Below are 15,380 nucleotides of genomic sequence, written 5' to 3' on the forward strand. Positions count from 1 at the left end.
ACTTTCAACGGACAACCCTTTTCGTCCCGTAACCTGTGTATTTTCAGCGCGGAAGTCTTCCTCCAGCAATGGGAGTATCTCCGGGTGAGCGTCCAGCACCCGCGATAGATTACTAAGGAACAAGCCAAACTTGTGTGGTGCATACACATCAAATAAACTGTTCTGTGCCGTGCGGGATTCTCGCATGGTAAGGCCCTTTTCTTTGTGCTTTGCTTTTTTGTCGAAGACAATTCTACAAAGTATTAGGGCCTTTTTAACCCTCTGATCGAGATTTTTCTTTTATTTTCAGAAGCTTAGCCGTTTATGGACGGGCACTAACTACCTGCCATTGACTCGCCAGGCGAACTATGAGGTTTTCTACACCGACTACACAAGGATTCCTCCGGGTCCATACCTGCCTGGTTATGATGAATACTACCAGACTCTTGAGGCCAATAATGCTGTAGAAGATCCTGCTAACACAGGGACAGATTTATCTGCCGGAGAGCAATAAGCCTCGCCCACCGTTTTCGGCTAATTCCGGTTAACACTCTGAGTTAACTTTCAAACCCATTTTCCACACAGCGTCCGCTCTGAGCGGACGCGAGCTTTCCCTCGCGCTTAGGATTTTAAAATGACTCTGAAGTATCCTGTTTTATCGCTTTCACTGATTACCGCTGGTGCATTATCGTCTGGCATCGCCATGGCCGACAGCCGCTCAGGTTTCTATCTGAGCGGAGGTCTTGGCATTACTTCTGTCGGTATTGAAGTAGTTGAGGCCAACCAAACCTACGCAGACAGCCGGTATCGTGGTTTTGGTACTGCAGTGAAGATCGGGGGGTACATTAACCCAAATTTTGCGCTCTATTATCACCGTGAAGCCGCCTGGTTTCAGGACGATGATGGCGACCGCTGGGTAGGCGGTTTGGCAGGCATTGGTGGTTCCTACTACTTCGAACCGCAAGGCGGGGCTTATATGGAAATTTCGCTGGGCATCTCTGATTTAAGCATGGTTGACTACAATGCCGCCTTTAATTCTGGTGGCGCCTTGTTAATCGGGGTTGGTGGCGAAGTGACTGATCACCTGCAATTGGGAGCTTACTTCATGGGTTCGGATACAACTGACCCCTATTACCCGGAAGTAACGATTGAACAAAGAACAATTGGCGTGAAATTGGAATTGAAGCTTTAATCCTACTGCCCGCTCAACCCCAGGTTATAGGCGGATTTACCAGGGATAGCTGCCTCTAAAGCATTTGACTGCCACGGAACAGGCCTTAGCACCTTAAAGCATCACGTAGTATCAGGTTGTTGATGACTCAAATAGTCAACTTCCTGATTTTCCTGGCTAATTCTATCCCATTGCCACCCAGTGCCTCCAACCGATTCAATACATCGCCAACAGCTTCATTCTTATCCGTAGCGCCCGCCACGGCATCCATAAGTATTTTGACCTCTTTGCCATTTCTTAGCTTTGGCTTTATCGATTCCCAGTCAAATTCAGTCGCAGCCAGAACTTCTTGCTCACGGGCCCTGAGTTTAATGTCAGCTCTATTTCTTGCTGCTGATGAGAGTTTCTTCATGTTATCCAGACCTCCATTTCGTTGGAAAAGCCACTAAAGGCGTTCATCTGCTTTACGTATTTCTTCCAGACTTTCCTCGGCCCATTCAGAAATACCAATAATCCTCTCGTTCAAATCAGCGACCCGCCCCCTCGAATCCAGTAGGTCCAGCGCCTGGTTCTGAACATCCCGAACTTTCTTTAGGGAGTTAAGGTGTGCCGTTACATGCGCATTGGCACTGCGAATTTGATCAAAGGCTGCCGCGGCTTCCGCTCTGACAAGTCGCTCCTGATCGTCCAGTGGTCCAATCAGCTCTGCTCGCTTGCCTTCGATTTCTTCAATAGCTGTTCTACTCCAAACCAAGACTGTGTCTAACAGCTGCCTCTGTTCCAGACCTGGGGTTGGGTTTACAAACATCTCATCCGATTCAGACCACACGATGTCTCCCTGGGCAATGTCAACCAACCGTCCTTCTTCAACGAATTCATCCAGATAGGCCGGAACCCATTCATTATCCAGATAGTTGAGTCTGTCTTGACGCATGGCGTCAAACTTAAAGGTAATCAATGCGTCGTAAGATTGTTCAATCTCACGAATGTCTTGTCCCACTGTATAAGACAGCTCAACAACTTCCGACGGCACTGATGCACAACCAGACAGCCCGATTGAAAAGGAACAGAAGAAAACTATTTCTTTTACTGAAACGTTATTCAACACAACCTTACTCCTTCTGGTTTTTGTATGGACTCGACCCGATCCCAACGAGCACAGACTGTTTTTGAGAGCTGTCTTCCGCATACTCCGGCTTAGGTGAGCGCTATAGTAAGGTGTATTTTTGAATTTAATTCGAACACCGTTAATGTGTATGGAGGCCCTCAGATAGCCATCAGAAAGGGAGTATAGTCTAACAAAGCTACCCTACATCATTTCTCAAAGATAAAAGGGTACACATAGATTACCGCGCCCGATTATCACGAATATGCACGGCCTTGTTGTGCGTCTGCACCTCAAACAACTCTGAGGCTTTTACCAAATCACTTAACTTCTTGTACCCATAGTTAACCGGTGAAAATGAGCTGTTGTTTGAGATGTAGGCACCAACAGCGCCCAGATGTGCCCAACCCTCTTCGTCAGACGTTTGTTCCACGGCGGTTCGCAACAGTTTCACCAGGCCGGCATTCATCCTCAGCTCATTTCTACTTTGCTTCTTCGGTGTTGAATGCGGCGCTTCGGCCTTGGTGACGGTGCTTTCCTCGGGCTCTTCTACCGCCTCAAGATTTTCCGTAAAAATAAACTGGGAGCAGGCATCCACAAAGGGCTGGGGCGTCTTTTTCTCACCGAAGCCGTATACCGTGAATCCACTTTCGAGCAGGCGCATGACCAGGGGTGTGAAATCACTATCGCTCGTCATCAGCGCAAAGGCATTTACATTGTCTCCATACAAGAGATCCATCGCATCGATGATCATGGAGGCATCGGTGGCGTTTTTACCTTTGGTAAGCGCGAATTGCTGGATCGGGCGAATGGCGTTTGGGTGAACCTTTTCGATCCAGCCTTTCATGCTCGGATTGTTCCAGTCGCCGTGGGCATGGCGGACGTTTACCTTGCCGTATTTGGCGAGCTCTTCCAGCACGCCTTCGATAGCCCGGTGGCTGACGTTGTCGCAGTCGATCAGCAGTGCGATGTTTTGGTTTAACGCCATTGAGCGAATCTTCCCTGACAAGTTTGTAGTGGTTCAAGCATAGCGAAATGCTGGTTATACAGCAGCAAGGGTTAAGCGGTTTTCGCGATCTGGCCAGAGAGGCGCTCAAGGGCAAGTGAGATACTTCTGTCATCAAACAACTTTTGCTTGCGTTGCGCCCATCTTTTACCTGCAGGCCACGCTGCCACCCCGCCTTTAACACCTTCCACAGTGGCCGCACAGCCCTGTTTTGATACCAGCCAGTCTACAGTAGACAATAGCTCCATTCCGAAAGGAGATTCGAAGCCTTCAATAAGGGCTGTTACCTCTTCCAGGGCTGGTAGGAATGGCTGCGCTTCTGTCTTCAGGTAGGTGTGCACTTTGAGCTTTTTGTTGTCATTAAAGCGTATCAGGTCCGACGGCCTTGCATCCGAGATTCGCTTGTCGGCCTGTAAATAGCTGCCGTCCAACGCATCGAGCAACTTGTCCAGATTGTGCGCGTATGGGCCGTAGTTCCTGGGCTGGAAGTCAAGATTCAAGGTGTGCTTTATGCCACTTTTGTCGAGCCCGCGCTGAAGAAACCACGCCAGCTTTTGTATTTCAAGCAGGCTGCACTCCATGCCCAGTACGGCGTACCGTCGCACCAGTTCTGCTATCAGGGCATGAGGGGCGGTTAGCGTTTCAACCCTTCTTTTCTTAGCCACGTTCTGGTACTTCTCGACCGGCTCGTAAATCACGATGTCCACATTTTCAAGATCGGCCAGCGCGGCTTCAATTCTGGGCTTAACCTCTAACCACCTCAACCCGCCGTTCCCGGCACCCAGAGGAGGAATGGCAACGGAACGCACCTGGTTATCGATCAGGAAGGCATGAAGGTCTTCCAGACCCTGATCAATCCACTCAATCTTTGAACTCGACCGCCAGTGCTGCTTTGTGGGGAAGTTGATGATCCAGCGCGGTCCCATCAGTTCATCCGAGCTGGTGATAAACACCTTGCCCGTTCTGACTTCGCCCTGTTTGCAGGCAAGCTCATATTCTCTATTGTTATTAGGGAACCTCTCTTTAAACATCAAAGCGATACCTTTGCCCATGACACCCACGGTATTCACGGTGTTCACAAGCGCTTCGACGTCTGCGTCCAGAAGGTTTCCTGTCGTGTATCTAATCATTGGAAATACCAGTTAGGCCGGGTATAAACCGGCAGATTCAACCCACTCGTGTTGATCATCAATTCTAGTTCAGATCGTACCGTGTCCGAATGGCAGAAGACACCCAATAGCCCACCAACCGGGCAGCGGCCGTATACCAAAGCTTCCGCCTGATACCGTTCGAACTTGCCTGGGTCATCCAGATCGCGCCGGAAGTCCCTGTTTTGCAGGAGTGGCCAGTCAATCACAGTGAGATCCGTACTTCGCAGTTCGGTAACCCGGCCAACTGGTTCAGGGCTTTCTGGTCGGTCGCGCCGGTATAGGTGGTGGTGAGCACGCGCACACTGGCCTGGCTTCGGCCCTGGCCATCGGTCGCGGTAATGGCCTTCAGACGGTCGAGCAGTTTGCGCACGCCGGATACGGTGATGAAGCTCACCAGAATATCGACATGGTTGCAGCTGTTCAGCTCGGCCTGCAGTTCGTGCAGCAACGCCGGGGAATCCTTGCCTGCGGTGAACAGCCAGGGCTGGGCCAGGCCGATGGCCGGGAGTTCGGGCTTGAGCCCCCTGGGGTGAACTGCGCGCAGGGCTTTTGGTGGGGAACTGATGGTGTTGCCGGGTATTGGGGGTTGCTGCAGGGAGGCGAGTATCTGGTTGACCCAGGCTAGTTGTTCAGCGGCTTTAGTGTTCGTTTTAGAGGCTTTGATGCGGTTCAAGCTCTGCACCAGGCGTTCGGCTAATGCCGTTGCCAGGCGCTCTGGCAGGTTGGCTTCGCTGATCTTCTCGAAGGTGGCTTCCAGCAGGGAGTGGTCCACTTGCTGTTGAAGGTCATCGGTTGCCAGTAGGTCGTAGAGGCCCTGGTGAAGCTCATCCATGTGGGGTTCCCGGGTTACTGCAGTGACCAGGTTCGCATGGTTTAGTGGGGGATGCCAGTTGGATATAGGATCTAAATCTCTCTAGCATTTCAACAATAGAATGTCGTTTATGGCCGGATGCTCACGAGCAAGCTAATCAAATTTCAGTCGCCGATCGTACTGGCACGTGTCAATCTGCGTTGTGTCCGGGACATTCGTCCTGCACTGCCACTCCGTGGACATTCCGCCCAAAACTGATTTGGGAGTAAGCTCCATTGTGGCCCGAGCGCCTAAACGGGCATCCACCAATACTTTGATTCGGCCGCCTTCAGCCAGGTAAAGGTCTCGAAAGTACTGGCTGTCGCGCATCTGTGCTTCAACCAGGCCCAATTCTTCGAGTGACCCCGGGTAATGCCCCTCCACCATCGCGTACTCAGTCATACTTACCCTTAGAGGACTCACCGCCGCCATGGCTTGGGCTAACAATGCTCCTCGCTGGTACGGATTCGTCACTTCAGGGGGTGTATCGGGCATTGTCTGGCAAGCGACCAGGACGAAGGCAATACAGAGGAATAGCACAGCGGAGCGGACTTCCAATAACATTGTGGCTCTCTATTTTGGTTTAAGGGCATCTGACAAAGTAAGAATGACATACATCGTCATCTTGCACCAAGACGTTGCTTATTGAAGCACGTTGTCAATCGCGCTTTTGCAATCAGTGATGATTAACGCCAATAGCCAGTAAATATCGGCCGATGTATATTCCGGCACCCAAGCACGAGCAGAGCATGCCTACTGGTGCGGTGGTACGTTTTTATCAGATGGTAACGTTATGCTAACAACTGCCCCCCTCTATCGCCGATTCAGCTCTAAACAAGCGATTAACGCTGTTGGGACTGCTGAACGAATCGGCTAAAGAGAAACCAATTTCAGAACCAGGCTTACCGGCCAAGCCAGATATAGTTGAAAGGCTGCCCACCATCGAAGGTTCCTTGGGGGCGGTACACTTCCGTCATGGGTGTCATACCGGTTAACGTGGATAGGCCGTCTATCTTTCCGATCCAATTATGGAGGCCCGGTGTCGACATTTTGGCCCACAATGTGTCGTCGTCGATATACCCGACCAGAATAGGATCTCCCTCGTAAATCCGAGTGGTCACTTCGCTAGAGGGGTCAAACTGATCCAGCGCCTCGACCCATTGAAAATCCGTCTCAGAATCAGAATTATACCCGCCCCAGAAATAGATGTAATCGCCAGCAGTGCCGGCGCCAACCAAGCCGCGGCTCGGGCGTGTTTCCAGCTCTCTGAGCTCCAGAGTTTCTTCGTCAAATTCAATAATATCGTTGTACCAGCTACGTCGAAAGTAGGTTTTCTTGTCGATCGAGCCTATTAATCGAATATCACGATCACAAGGTCCTTTCACTTCATCCATTTCATAGCCGACTATCTCTGTAGACAAGCCCCCATCGACAGAAACCCGATGTATTTCACTGGGTGAGGACTCTGTTTCGCCAGCTTTCAGGAAATACAGGCTACCACTGGAGCCGACCCAGTAAAACGTACTGGGCTGCGGTTCCAATTGGTCGTTCCCTGCTGCGCTAGTGATGTGGGTTGCGCATTCGCCGCTACCCTTGATGTCCAGAGTTGTGAAAGCCAGGACTCCTGTGTCGGAAAGCATGAAGTGAGCGGTGTGTTTGGAGTCGGGCACCGGTGAGGATACAAATAGACCGTCCTCATCAAAATGCGCCGACTGTAGTTCAACAGTGTTATTTTGATTATTGGTTATTCTGAATGCGTAGTGATCCCTTGAGCTCTGGATGTCATTGTTCTCATAGTCATAGAGATCAGAATAGTTAAGATAAAAACCCGTATCCATATGACCATCCAGGCTAGTGAAACTATCTATGCGGATGGCTTTGCCAGAAGGTCGGTGAATGGCGTAGGTGTAATAATTCACATCCATCACGACAAGGTCGCTTCGACCCATCCTGGGGAATGCACTGTCAATATCAAATTCATTGCCATCGCTATCAGTAAGGACAATTGTCTCGACTTCACCATTGAGCGAAATTTTATCTACTGAATCGTATTCATCGGAGAAAACGGCCAAAGCCCCCTCGGCCTTCACTGCCTCAAGGGTTGGGTCATCGTCTGTGTATTCACAGGCTGAAACCAGAAACAGTACAGACAGGCTTAGGGTTAAAAACCGCATATTTTTTACCATCGTGAGTCCCTTAGAAGACGAATCCATTTGCCTAGACTTTTGTTAAGTCAAAATGGATCGGCAAATTTACCAGAAGTTCCGGATATGACAACGAAAATTGGCTTCCATGGGATCTAGACGATGGCTATCAGGAACAACAATTGAAGCTTGTACCACCACTGGCGTATCTTTTTCACCCACTTTTAACAGGGTGTTTAACGACCCCAAGCGGTGCAATGGGACGCCAGATGACATAGAGAGGGAACATACTTCAATGAGCTACTTCCAGGAACCCTCACTCTAATCACTCCTTCACACCCTAAGATCACCCGCAGTTACTGCAGGGCAATGGTAGCCACAACCGTCACCTCAACACAGTTGCGCCCCGCGTTCTTTGCTCGGTACAACGCCTGGTCGGCCTGTAGAACCAGTTCTGCCGGGCTGAGCCTGTTCTCGCTATCGGTTAGGGCGATGCCCAGGCTGGCGGTCACCGGCGTCTGTTGCGCGATGGATTTCCGTAGCCGCTCGGCCATCACCAGAGCGCCGGCTGTATCTGTTCCTGGCAGTATGAGGGCAAACTCTTCCCCGCCGTAACGTGCCACTCTGTCACCTTGCCGGATCAGGCCCTCGGCACATCGGGCCACTGCTTTGAGCACTTCGTCTCCGGCCTGATGCCCCCGGGTGTCATTCAGGCCTTTAAAGTGGTCCAGGTCGAACAGGATTAACGCCAGGCTGGTTTCTGCCTGTGTATTCTCTGCAACCGCCAACTGCAGTTGTTCATCAAAGCTGCTTCGGTTCAGTACGCCGGTTAAGCCATCCAACTCAGCCCGTTCGCGCAAGAGTGTCTCGGCAATGACTTGTTGGGTTTCATCCTGAATCAGGATCAGGTAGCCCAGATGCATTTGATTCTGCTCCAGCCAGCTCAGTTGCACACGAAAATGCGTGCGATTGTCCGGAGACCACATTTGCCATTGGCCGTGCACTTTTAGCGCCTCCAATACGGCACCGAAGCCGGGCAGTTCCTGATAAATCGAATCGATCGTCTGGCCGGTTTTTAACTGAGCCAGTCGCGGGAACATGCGCTGCGCGGCGGCATTGCAATCGAGCAGCCGGCGGCTGTGGTCGACGATGATGCAGCCGGAGGGTATCGCCCCAAACACCGTACGCATCACAATGGGCTCCAGTCCCAGCAAGCCCCAGTTAAGCACGCCAAACCCCAGCACCAGGGCGCTGGGCACAAAGGCAATGGGAACGGTATCCAGTTGAATCGATACGGGGGCAAGGTCCCCTACCAGGGCAAATACCCAGGGCAGTGCAAGGCCAATGAACACGGCAATGGCCTGGGCCCTGAACAAGCCGTGTACCAGGACCGCACGCCGCGCCACCAGCGTTAGAGCGATTGCCGAAACGAGGAAGTAGAAGGCGTCAAACAGATGGTAAAACAAGCCCGGCGTAAAACTGACCCCGGCGATGCCACTTACCTGCGTGAAAGCGATGTCCCGGTAATAGAGTTCATGCCAGGAGCTGGACCCATGCAGGATCGTGATCAGGAGTGAAAACCCGAAACAGCCGATCAGTGCCGCTCTCAGCCAGGGTTTCTGGAACGGAAAATCAACAAACCGGCCCACTACCAGCAAGATCAAAGACGGCAAAAAGGGAATGCTCAGATACTGGATACGGCTCCAGAACCAGGCCTCACTCAAGTCGGTGGCGAGCGATTCAAACGCCAGTGCCAGGCTGTAGTTGGCCATTGCCAACAACAACAATATAAAGCTGACATTCCGACGGCGCTCGGCCCTCTGCCCGGTAAAAGCGGCCAGAAGCACCAGCAACGCTGTGGCGATCAGATTGGTGATGGCAAACCAGTGCATGACAGACAGGGGCTGTAGATTTGACAGCATTTAATCATGCCCCGGGCAAAAAGCCCATACACGGAAACGGGACGTTGCGATGCAACATATAGCCTGACGGAACCGTTTAACGCCATTGCGAAAAACCGGCAGCGATCTGCGTTTTGCTGCCGGGCAAGAAATCCGCTCTGCGTTAGCGTACTTCCCGGGCTTTTACACTGTTGTACCGGGAAATGGCGTTATGGGCGAAAAGGAAGAGTGCCAGCACACTCAACCAGACACTCAGGCTGCCCCCGTTGCTACCGCCTTTATTTTCCGATTCACCGGGTGCTTCGGTAATCTGAACCAGGTACCCGGCCTGGCTGACCCTCAGCATACGCCAGTGCTTTAATCACGGCCTAATGCCTATTGTGCGCTTGTGTCGAAAGCTGAACGTGCGGGGACGCAGTGGGTTACTGGGGTTGTGGTTAAACGGATAGGCTGACCAGAATCGCGCGAATTATCCTGACTCACTTTATCGAGTCACTGCCCTGCTTAGCTCCATCTTGAATGGCGGAATCAAGTCCGGCTATTTGCTCGATAAGCCACTCAACAGAGAGTTCACCGGCGTCCACTTGAATGGCACGCACGCGGCCAGGCTCTACGATAACAACCGCAAAGGGCTCTGCGGTACCATTGAGCCAGAAAAAATCGGGCTGCTCGATGCAGACTGTGTTAACACGAAACAGGGGGATCAGGGCTATATTCCCCACTCGCGTTGTTTTTCCCACCTGGAGGTCACTCATTTGGCCCCCCTTCTAAAGGCGCGAAAAGCGCGCAGCGTGTTCAGCGAAAACACAAAGCCAAGCACCAGCGCCACCAATTGCAGTGGCACTACCTGAATACGACCATCGCTTTGGAATTCCAGCACTTCGTCATAAAAGTCGGGCTCGATGTACACACGGGTTGCTTTAGCTTGCGCCAACAGCACGCTCAACGGGCCGATGACACCCCACAAACGTCCGGTAACGGCGGCATCGCCCAGCCCCAGCCTGGCATTCAGGTTCAGGTTATGGATGTGTATCGCCGCCAGCAACCGCTTTACGAGGCCGAGCAAACGGCTGGCAAACCCTTCTACTGAGAACGCGGCTAATGGTGAGCCCCTGCGTCGCTTCGCCCGCTGTTTATCGGACTTCCTGGCTTTTGCCCTGGTTTTGGCATCAGACTCGGGTTTACCTGTGATACGCACCCGAACCAGACCAAACAGCCACCTGATGTGGCTGTCAGCCTCGCACTGTTCGCGATCGAGTTGAACGGTGAATGTCCATTCCAGCGGCACGGCCAACAACGCCACAAGAACGAGCACTATTGCCAGTAACACCCAGACGAAGAACATGGCTCAGTCCTTCAGTCGGTGGCGTTGCTACCGCTGCTTTTGGCTTGGGAGGAAGCCTTTGTTTTTGTCTTGCCGGTAGCTGCTTCGTTGGATGCAGCCTTGTTGGTTGCGGCCTTGCCGACCACATCAACCACTTTTTCCATCACTGAGGTTGCGCCGCCTTTAATGGACTCCAGCCGAACACCGTCTTTGTCGATGATAATCACGGCAACCGGTTTCACACCGCCGCCACCGCCGGTGCCCATACCAGAACCTTCTCCGGCATCACCGGTACCCGGGTTGCCGGTACCGCCGCCGGCACCAAAACCGAAGCCCACGCTCACCAGTGGGATGATAGTACTGCCTTCGTGGGTAATGGGTTCGCCCACCACGGTTTTGGTGTTGAGTAGGCGTTCAATTTCACCCATGGATGTTTTAACCAGATCTTCTACCTGTTTCATACTGTGCTCCGTGCGTTGTTGTCGACCCGTTTTCATTTGGCAAACCCATTGAAGGGAATGCTCTCAAGCCAGGTCACGCCACTGCCAGATTGCCGCCATCCTTCGATGCGGTCTGAACAGTCAGATAAGCGTACAACGCCTGAACCTACCTATTGAGTATGGGCATGGAATGGACCTGTGTCCTGTGACGGAAGTCACTTTACGCAAATGGTTTTTTACCCTTCTTCTTTGCTTCAACAGTACCTGAAGTTTCATTGCGAATGTGACATTCCAGTCAGTCACGCTAGCCAGCGCACAGGCAGGTAAACAATACCCTGGAAAACTGACAAAGTGGGTTAGCGCACAGTACTGCCCAACCAGGCCGATCACTGTGGCAATTCCTGACACGCCAACACTTTTTGGCAAGCAGGATACCGTGTGAGGTTTATTATGAATAAGACTCAACCCCTGAACCAATCTACTCAAAAGCCTGATTTGACCAAGGCCCAGCCCAAGGCTGGAAATGCACCTCTCAACAAGGAACAAGCGGACGCAAAACGCACGGAAAATCCGGCAACGCATGGTTCACATGCATCCGACAAAGGCAGTACTCAACAGAAGAGTCGGCCATAGTGGCCTGGCCAGGCAGCGATGTTTTCAAAGGACAATGGAAGCAACACACCGGATCTGCGAAAATAACCTGGGGTAAGCTGACCGATGATGAAATCATGAAATCGGAAGGCGAACAGGAAAAGCTGTGTGGTATCATCCAGGAGCGTTATGGCATTACCCGTGATGAAGCAAACCGACAGTTCAATGAGTTCAGGAAGAACTTGAAGCACTAACGTTGACGTACCGGTAATCGCAAAAAAAATCGGTTACCGGGTATCCCGCCTCAACTCTTCTCTATGATTCAGTGCTTTCAGTAGCAGAGAATAATAGATACCAGTAACACCTTTGCATCCTACCCAAACAAAGCCAGCAACTCATCACCACTGCCAGGTAACCCGACCTGATTGCTCTGTTCAAATAAGGTGTCTGCCAGTGCCTGTTTATCCCGTTGCATTGCCTGTATTTTTTCTTCTACAGTGCCAGCGGCGACCAGTTTGTAAACAAACACAGGCTTGTTTTGCCCGATACGGTAAGCCCGGTCGGTTGCCTGGTTCTCCACCGCCGGGTTCCACCAGGGGTCAACGTGGATGACAGTGTCGGCTGCGGTCAGATTCAAGCCCGCGCCACCGGCTTTCAGGCTGATCAGAAAGACCGGAGCCGGGCCCTCCTGAAAAGCAGAGATGGCAGCTTCTCGGTGGCGTGTCCGTCCCGTCAGTTTGACGGCTTGAATGCCCTGTGCTGTGAGCATTTTGTCGATCAGATCGAGCATGGTTGTGAACTGGGAAAACAACAGTATTTTGCGCCCCTCTTCCACCATTTCCGGCACGTTGTCGGTCAGCCAGCTCATTTTGGCCGACTGTTCAATACCGGCTGCTTTGCTGGGCTTGACCAGACGCGGGTCGATGCAGGCCTGGCGCAGTTTGAGCAGCGCATCCAGAAATTCGATACGGCTTTTGGCCAGGCCTTTCGCCTTTATCAACTGACGAACGCGTTTTTCCATGCTGACGCGAATGCTTTCATACAACGCTTGCTGCTTCCCTTCCAGATGCACGGTTTGCTGGATATTGGTTTTAGCCGGCAGTTCGCTGACAACTTCAACTTTGGTACGTCGCAACATAAAGGGCGCCATGCGCTGAGACAGCTCCAGCGCCCGCTCTGCATTGCCACTGTGCTCTATGGGTTGCCGGTAGTGCGTGTTAAAATGATGGTCATCACCCAACAGCCCCGGTAGTACATAGTCGGTAATGGACCAGAGCTCACCCAGATGATTTTCCAATGGTGTGCCAGTCAGACACAGGCGCATATCGGCAGGCAGCAGTTTGACCCTGCGGGTGGTTTTGGCGTGACGATTTTTGATGTTTTGCGCTTCGTCCAGCACGCAAACATCGAAGGCGGCGTCACTGTAAACATCAAAGTCGCGCTGAATGAGTGCGTAGGTTGTTACCACCAGATCATAGTCGGCCATGGACGCGAATTGCGTTTTGCGTTCCGGGCCATGTAACACCAGGCATCGCAAGTTCGGGGTAAACCGCTCCGCTTCTTTTTGCCAGTTCCAGATCAGCGAGGTAGGCGCAACAATCAGGGCGCCGCGTGTCAGTTTTCGACCGGCTTTTAGCCGCTGCAAAAACGCCAGCGTTTGCAGGGTTTTGCCCAGACCCATATCGTCGGCCAGAATGCCGCCAAAGCCGTAACGATGCAGAAACATCAACCAGTTCAGGCCTTGTTGCTGGTAATCTCTCAGGTCGGCTTTCAGGTGTTTTGCAGGGGCGATGGTTTGCACACCCCGGAAGTTTTTCAGCTCCCGCCGCAGCTTTTTGAGTGCCGGTGCCTTTTGAACATTGATGTCTTCTATACCGTCAAGGTCTGTCGCCTTGAAACCTGGCAATCGAGCAGGCTTGCCGAGGCCGCTTCCCTGATACAATTCGCGCAACAGACCCAGCATGGGCTTGAGCGGCTGCATGTCCAGAGTGCGCCAGTGTTGATCTTCACCCTGCATGGCCAGGGTATCCAGCGTGTTGGCTTCCAGCCACCGGGACAGCAGTGTTTCGGTATCCAGTTCGGTCCCTTCGAGATGCAGGTTCAGTTTTAAATCGAACCAGCCATGCCCGGCGTCTGACGCGTCGGCACTTAACCGGGCGATGCCTTGCTCTATCTGGTAGCTGGGGTCGATATCCAACTGCCAGCCTTCCTCTTCGGTCAGTTTGGTCAGCGCCGACAATAGCTGATTCCAGGCCAGTACATGACGCGCTGGTTGCACTTCGCCAGGTACCCAGCGCTCACCGACGTCATCGCCATAGTGGTAGGGTACAAGCAACATCTGTCGTAATTGCTCTACCCAGCGCGCCTCACCGGCCCAGTCACGCTCCAGCCGAATATATCCGCTGCCTGTGGTGACCAGTTCTTCTTCAACAGGGTTACTGGCGCTGGCACGCGCCTGATCGTATTCGGGTGTAAACCACAGGTCACCGTAGCGTACCTGGAACTGCAACGCGGGCAGCAAGCCAGCACCGGGTGTGGCCACCCCGACAAACCTCATGACGGGCGTTGCCTCCTGTAACAGAGTCAGGTCTTCCAGGGGATCCTGTTCAGCGACCGACTCACCCAGGTAATAGCTCAGATGCACCGACAAATCGTCCTTCAGAGCTTTTGATACCGGTGGCATGCGTTGAATCATGGCCAGTTGTTCGGGATTCAACCGGGTATCGGCCGGGCCAAAGGTATTTCCGATTTGGTACAGAGGCGGTACCAGCCAATCATGGAGCTGCCAGCCAGCACCGGGTTCCGGTGATAACCGGGCGATCAGCTTCTGGCCTTTCCCCTCTGGCTGCCAGTCAAACATCAGCGTACTGGGAGTGCCCCAGTTCAGGGGTTCAAAGCTGTCCATGTCTTGTGCCCGGCCGCTGCGCAGTGCCCATTCCATTATCTGCCGACCGAGTGCGCCCCGGGCCTGATAGATATCGAGGCTTCGGCGTCCATCAAACTCAACTGTTCGCCGCGCATTTTGAACCAGTGAGATAAGCTCCTGATCTGCCGCCCCCAGGGTGTGTGAACGATCAGCGGCGTGGGGTGATACCTCCTGCATTCTTCCCCACTCACCGTTTTGCTTGCGGTATCGCTGCACCAGCCTCAGCGTTACGGCATTGCCGGTCATGCGCAGCAAATACACCAGATGCCAGCTTTGCGCCGGCATGGTCACTGATGAAGGCGCAAGCGTTGCCCGAAAAGCGTTTGACCAATCAACCGGTGTTTGCACCGCTACCGCAGACGCTGATTGCGTGCCGAAGCCAGACTCGTCGAGTAGCGCACACATCACAGCTACGCTGTGTTTGCAGTCGAATTCATAGGGGCAGGAGCAAAAGCCTTCGACCGATGTAAACTCCACATCCACGTTCACAGTGACGTCATAAGCTATATTGCTGCTGCCTAGTACGGTGGCGTAGTAGTCAGTACCAGTGCCAAAGCCAATGTAATTCTGCTCGATCGGCCCGACCTTGCCTTCAGCCCACAGGCCTTTACCCCGTTGCACCAACGCTGAACGGAATTCGGAGGTCAGGGCTTTTTTCAGCAGCGTTTGTTCGGAGCGGGTCAGGCTTGCAGCGTTCAGCATGGCAGGTTTGGCTTCAGGCAATTGATTGATAGTGGGGGGTTGGGGCAAGTGCGCGCCGTAGCGTACCAACCCGTTATTTTACGGTCCACG

The 15,380-nt window shown here is 52.7% G+C and carries 16 protein-coding genes and 1 pseudogene; 2 read left to right on the forward strand and 15 right to left on the reverse strand.

Translation table 11 applies throughout. The annotated features are described in order from the left end of the window. Nucleotides 1–186: pseudogene (locus G565_RS27255) on the reverse strand (ISNCY-like element ISMaq5 family transposase); the annotation flags it as partial. 427 nt (nucleotides 187–613) lie between these two features. Here G565_RS27255 and G565_RS0116665 point away from each other — a divergent pair. After that, nucleotides 614–1,171, forward strand: a complete 558-nt coding sequence (locus G565_RS0116665) for a hypothetical protein (protein ID WP_028671904.1) — start codon at nucleotides 614–616, stop codon at nucleotides 1,169–1,171. A 127-nt stretch (nucleotides 1,172–1,298) separates the two neighbouring features. On the opposite strand, the gene G565_RS0116670 is transcribed toward G565_RS0116665, so the two are convergent. The 13 genes from G565_RS0116670 to G565_RS24580 form a co-directional block, all read right to left on the reverse strand. Beyond that, nucleotides 1,299–1,562 (reverse strand): hypothetical protein, encoded by a 264-nt coding sequence (locus tag G565_RS0116670; RefSeq protein ID WP_028671905.1) that lies wholly within the window; start codon nucleotides 1,560–1,562, stop codon nucleotides 1,299–1,301. Nucleotides 1,563–1,595: 33 nt separating this feature from the next. Beyond that, nucleotides 1,596–2,258, reverse strand: a complete 663-nt coding sequence (locus G565_RS0116675) for a hypothetical protein (protein ID WP_157600121.1) — start codon at nucleotides 2,256–2,258, stop codon at nucleotides 1,596–1,598. Between the two features lie 238 nt (nucleotides 2,259–2,496). After that, complete coding sequence (locus G565_RS0116680) at nucleotides 2,497–3,243, reverse strand: NYN domain-containing protein (RefSeq protein WP_028671907.1); 747 nt, start codon at nucleotides 3,241–3,243, stop codon at nucleotides 2,497–2,499. Nucleotides 3,244–3,314: 71 nt separating this feature from the next. Continuing rightward, the gene (gene darG / locus G565_RS0116685; RefSeq protein ID WP_028671908.1) at nucleotides 3,315–4,391 is read right to left on the reverse strand and encodes a type II toxin-antitoxin system antitoxin DNA ADP-ribosyl glycohydrolase DarG; all 1,077 of its coding nucleotides are present in this window, start codon (nucleotides 4,389–4,391) and stop codon (nucleotides 3,315–3,317) included. Next, a complete protein-coding gene (locus G565_RS27730; RefSeq protein ID WP_211227203.1) occupies nucleotides 4,388–4,618 on the reverse strand; it encodes a DarT ssDNA thymidine ADP-ribosyltransferase family protein in 231 nt (76 codons plus the stop codon). Before G565_RS27730 ends, darG begins: the two co-directional genes overlap by 4 nt. Then, the gene (locus tag G565_RS27265; RefSeq protein WP_028671910.1) at nucleotides 4,615–5,244 is read right to left on the reverse strand and encodes a phospholipase D-like domain-containing protein; all 630 of its coding nucleotides are present in this window, start codon (nucleotides 5,242–5,244) and stop codon (nucleotides 4,615–4,617) included. Before G565_RS27265 ends, G565_RS27730 begins: the two co-directional genes overlap by 4 nt. Nucleotides 5,245–5,376: 132 nt before the next feature. Further along, on the reverse strand, nucleotides 5,377–5,826 hold the full coding sequence (locus tag G565_RS27675; RefSeq protein WP_028671911.1) for a pilin: 450 nt from the start codon (nucleotides 5,824–5,826) through the stop codon (nucleotides 5,377–5,379). 338 nt (nucleotides 5,827–6,164) lie between these two features. Beyond that, nucleotides 6,165–7,475 carry a hypothetical protein gene (locus G565_RS0116705; protein WP_157600123.1) on the reverse strand — a complete coding sequence of 437 codons (1,311 nt, stop codon included), beginning with the start codon at nucleotides 7,473–7,475 and terminating at the stop codon, nucleotides 6,165–6,167. Between the two features lie 287 nt (nucleotides 7,476–7,762). Continuing rightward, nucleotides 7,763–9,328: a histidine kinase N-terminal 7TM domain-containing diguanylate cyclase gene (locus tag G565_RS0116710; RefSeq protein ID WP_028671913.1), complete on the reverse strand. Its 1,566-nt coding sequence runs from the start codon at nucleotides 9,326–9,328 to the stop codon at nucleotides 7,763–7,765. Between the two features lie 142 nt (nucleotides 9,329–9,470). After that, nucleotides 9,471–9,653, reverse strand: coding sequence for a hypothetical protein (locus G565_RS0116715; protein ID WP_028671914.1), 183 nt, complete (start codon nucleotides 9,651–9,653; stop codon nucleotides 9,471–9,473). 133 nt (nucleotides 9,654–9,786) lie between these two features. After that, nucleotides 9,787–10,062, reverse strand: coding sequence for a hypothetical protein (locus G565_RS0116720; RefSeq protein WP_028671915.1), 276 nt, complete (start codon nucleotides 10,060–10,062; stop codon nucleotides 9,787–9,789). After that, nucleotides 10,059–10,652: a DUF2953 domain-containing protein gene (locus G565_RS0116725; protein ID WP_028671916.1), complete on the reverse strand. Its 594-nt coding sequence runs from the start codon at nucleotides 10,650–10,652 to the stop codon at nucleotides 10,059–10,061. Before G565_RS0116725 ends, G565_RS0116720 begins: the two co-directional genes overlap by 4 nt. Before the next feature lie 11 nt (nucleotides 10,653–10,663). Further along, nucleotides 10,664–11,092, reverse strand: a complete 429-nt coding sequence (locus G565_RS24580; protein WP_084649434.1) for a GerW family sporulation protein — start codon at nucleotides 11,090–11,092, stop codon at nucleotides 10,664–10,666. Between the two features lie 611 nt (nucleotides 11,093–11,703). Between G565_RS24580 and G565_RS0116740 the strand changes: the two genes are divergently transcribed. Next, entirely contained in the window at nucleotides 11,704–11,916 is a 213-nt protein-coding gene (locus G565_RS0116740) for a CsbD family protein (RefSeq protein ID WP_028671918.1), read from the forward strand. A gap of 119 nt (nucleotides 11,917–12,035) precedes the next feature. Here the strand turns inward: G565_RS0116740 and G565_RS24585 are convergent, their stop codons facing one another. Further along, the gene (locus G565_RS24585) at nucleotides 12,036–15,338 is read right to left on the reverse strand and encodes a DEAD/DEAH box helicase (protein WP_051208142.1); all 3,303 of its coding nucleotides are present in this window, start codon (nucleotides 15,336–15,338) and stop codon (nucleotides 12,036–12,038) included. Nucleotides 15,339–15,380 lie beyond the last annotated feature (42 nt).

The sequence above is a fragment of the Saccharospirillum impatiens DSM 12546 genome, from assembly GCF_000423605.1.
Taxonomy (GTDB): Bacteria; Pseudomonadota; Gammaproteobacteria; order Pseudomonadales; family Natronospirillaceae; genus Saccharospirillum; species Saccharospirillum impatiens.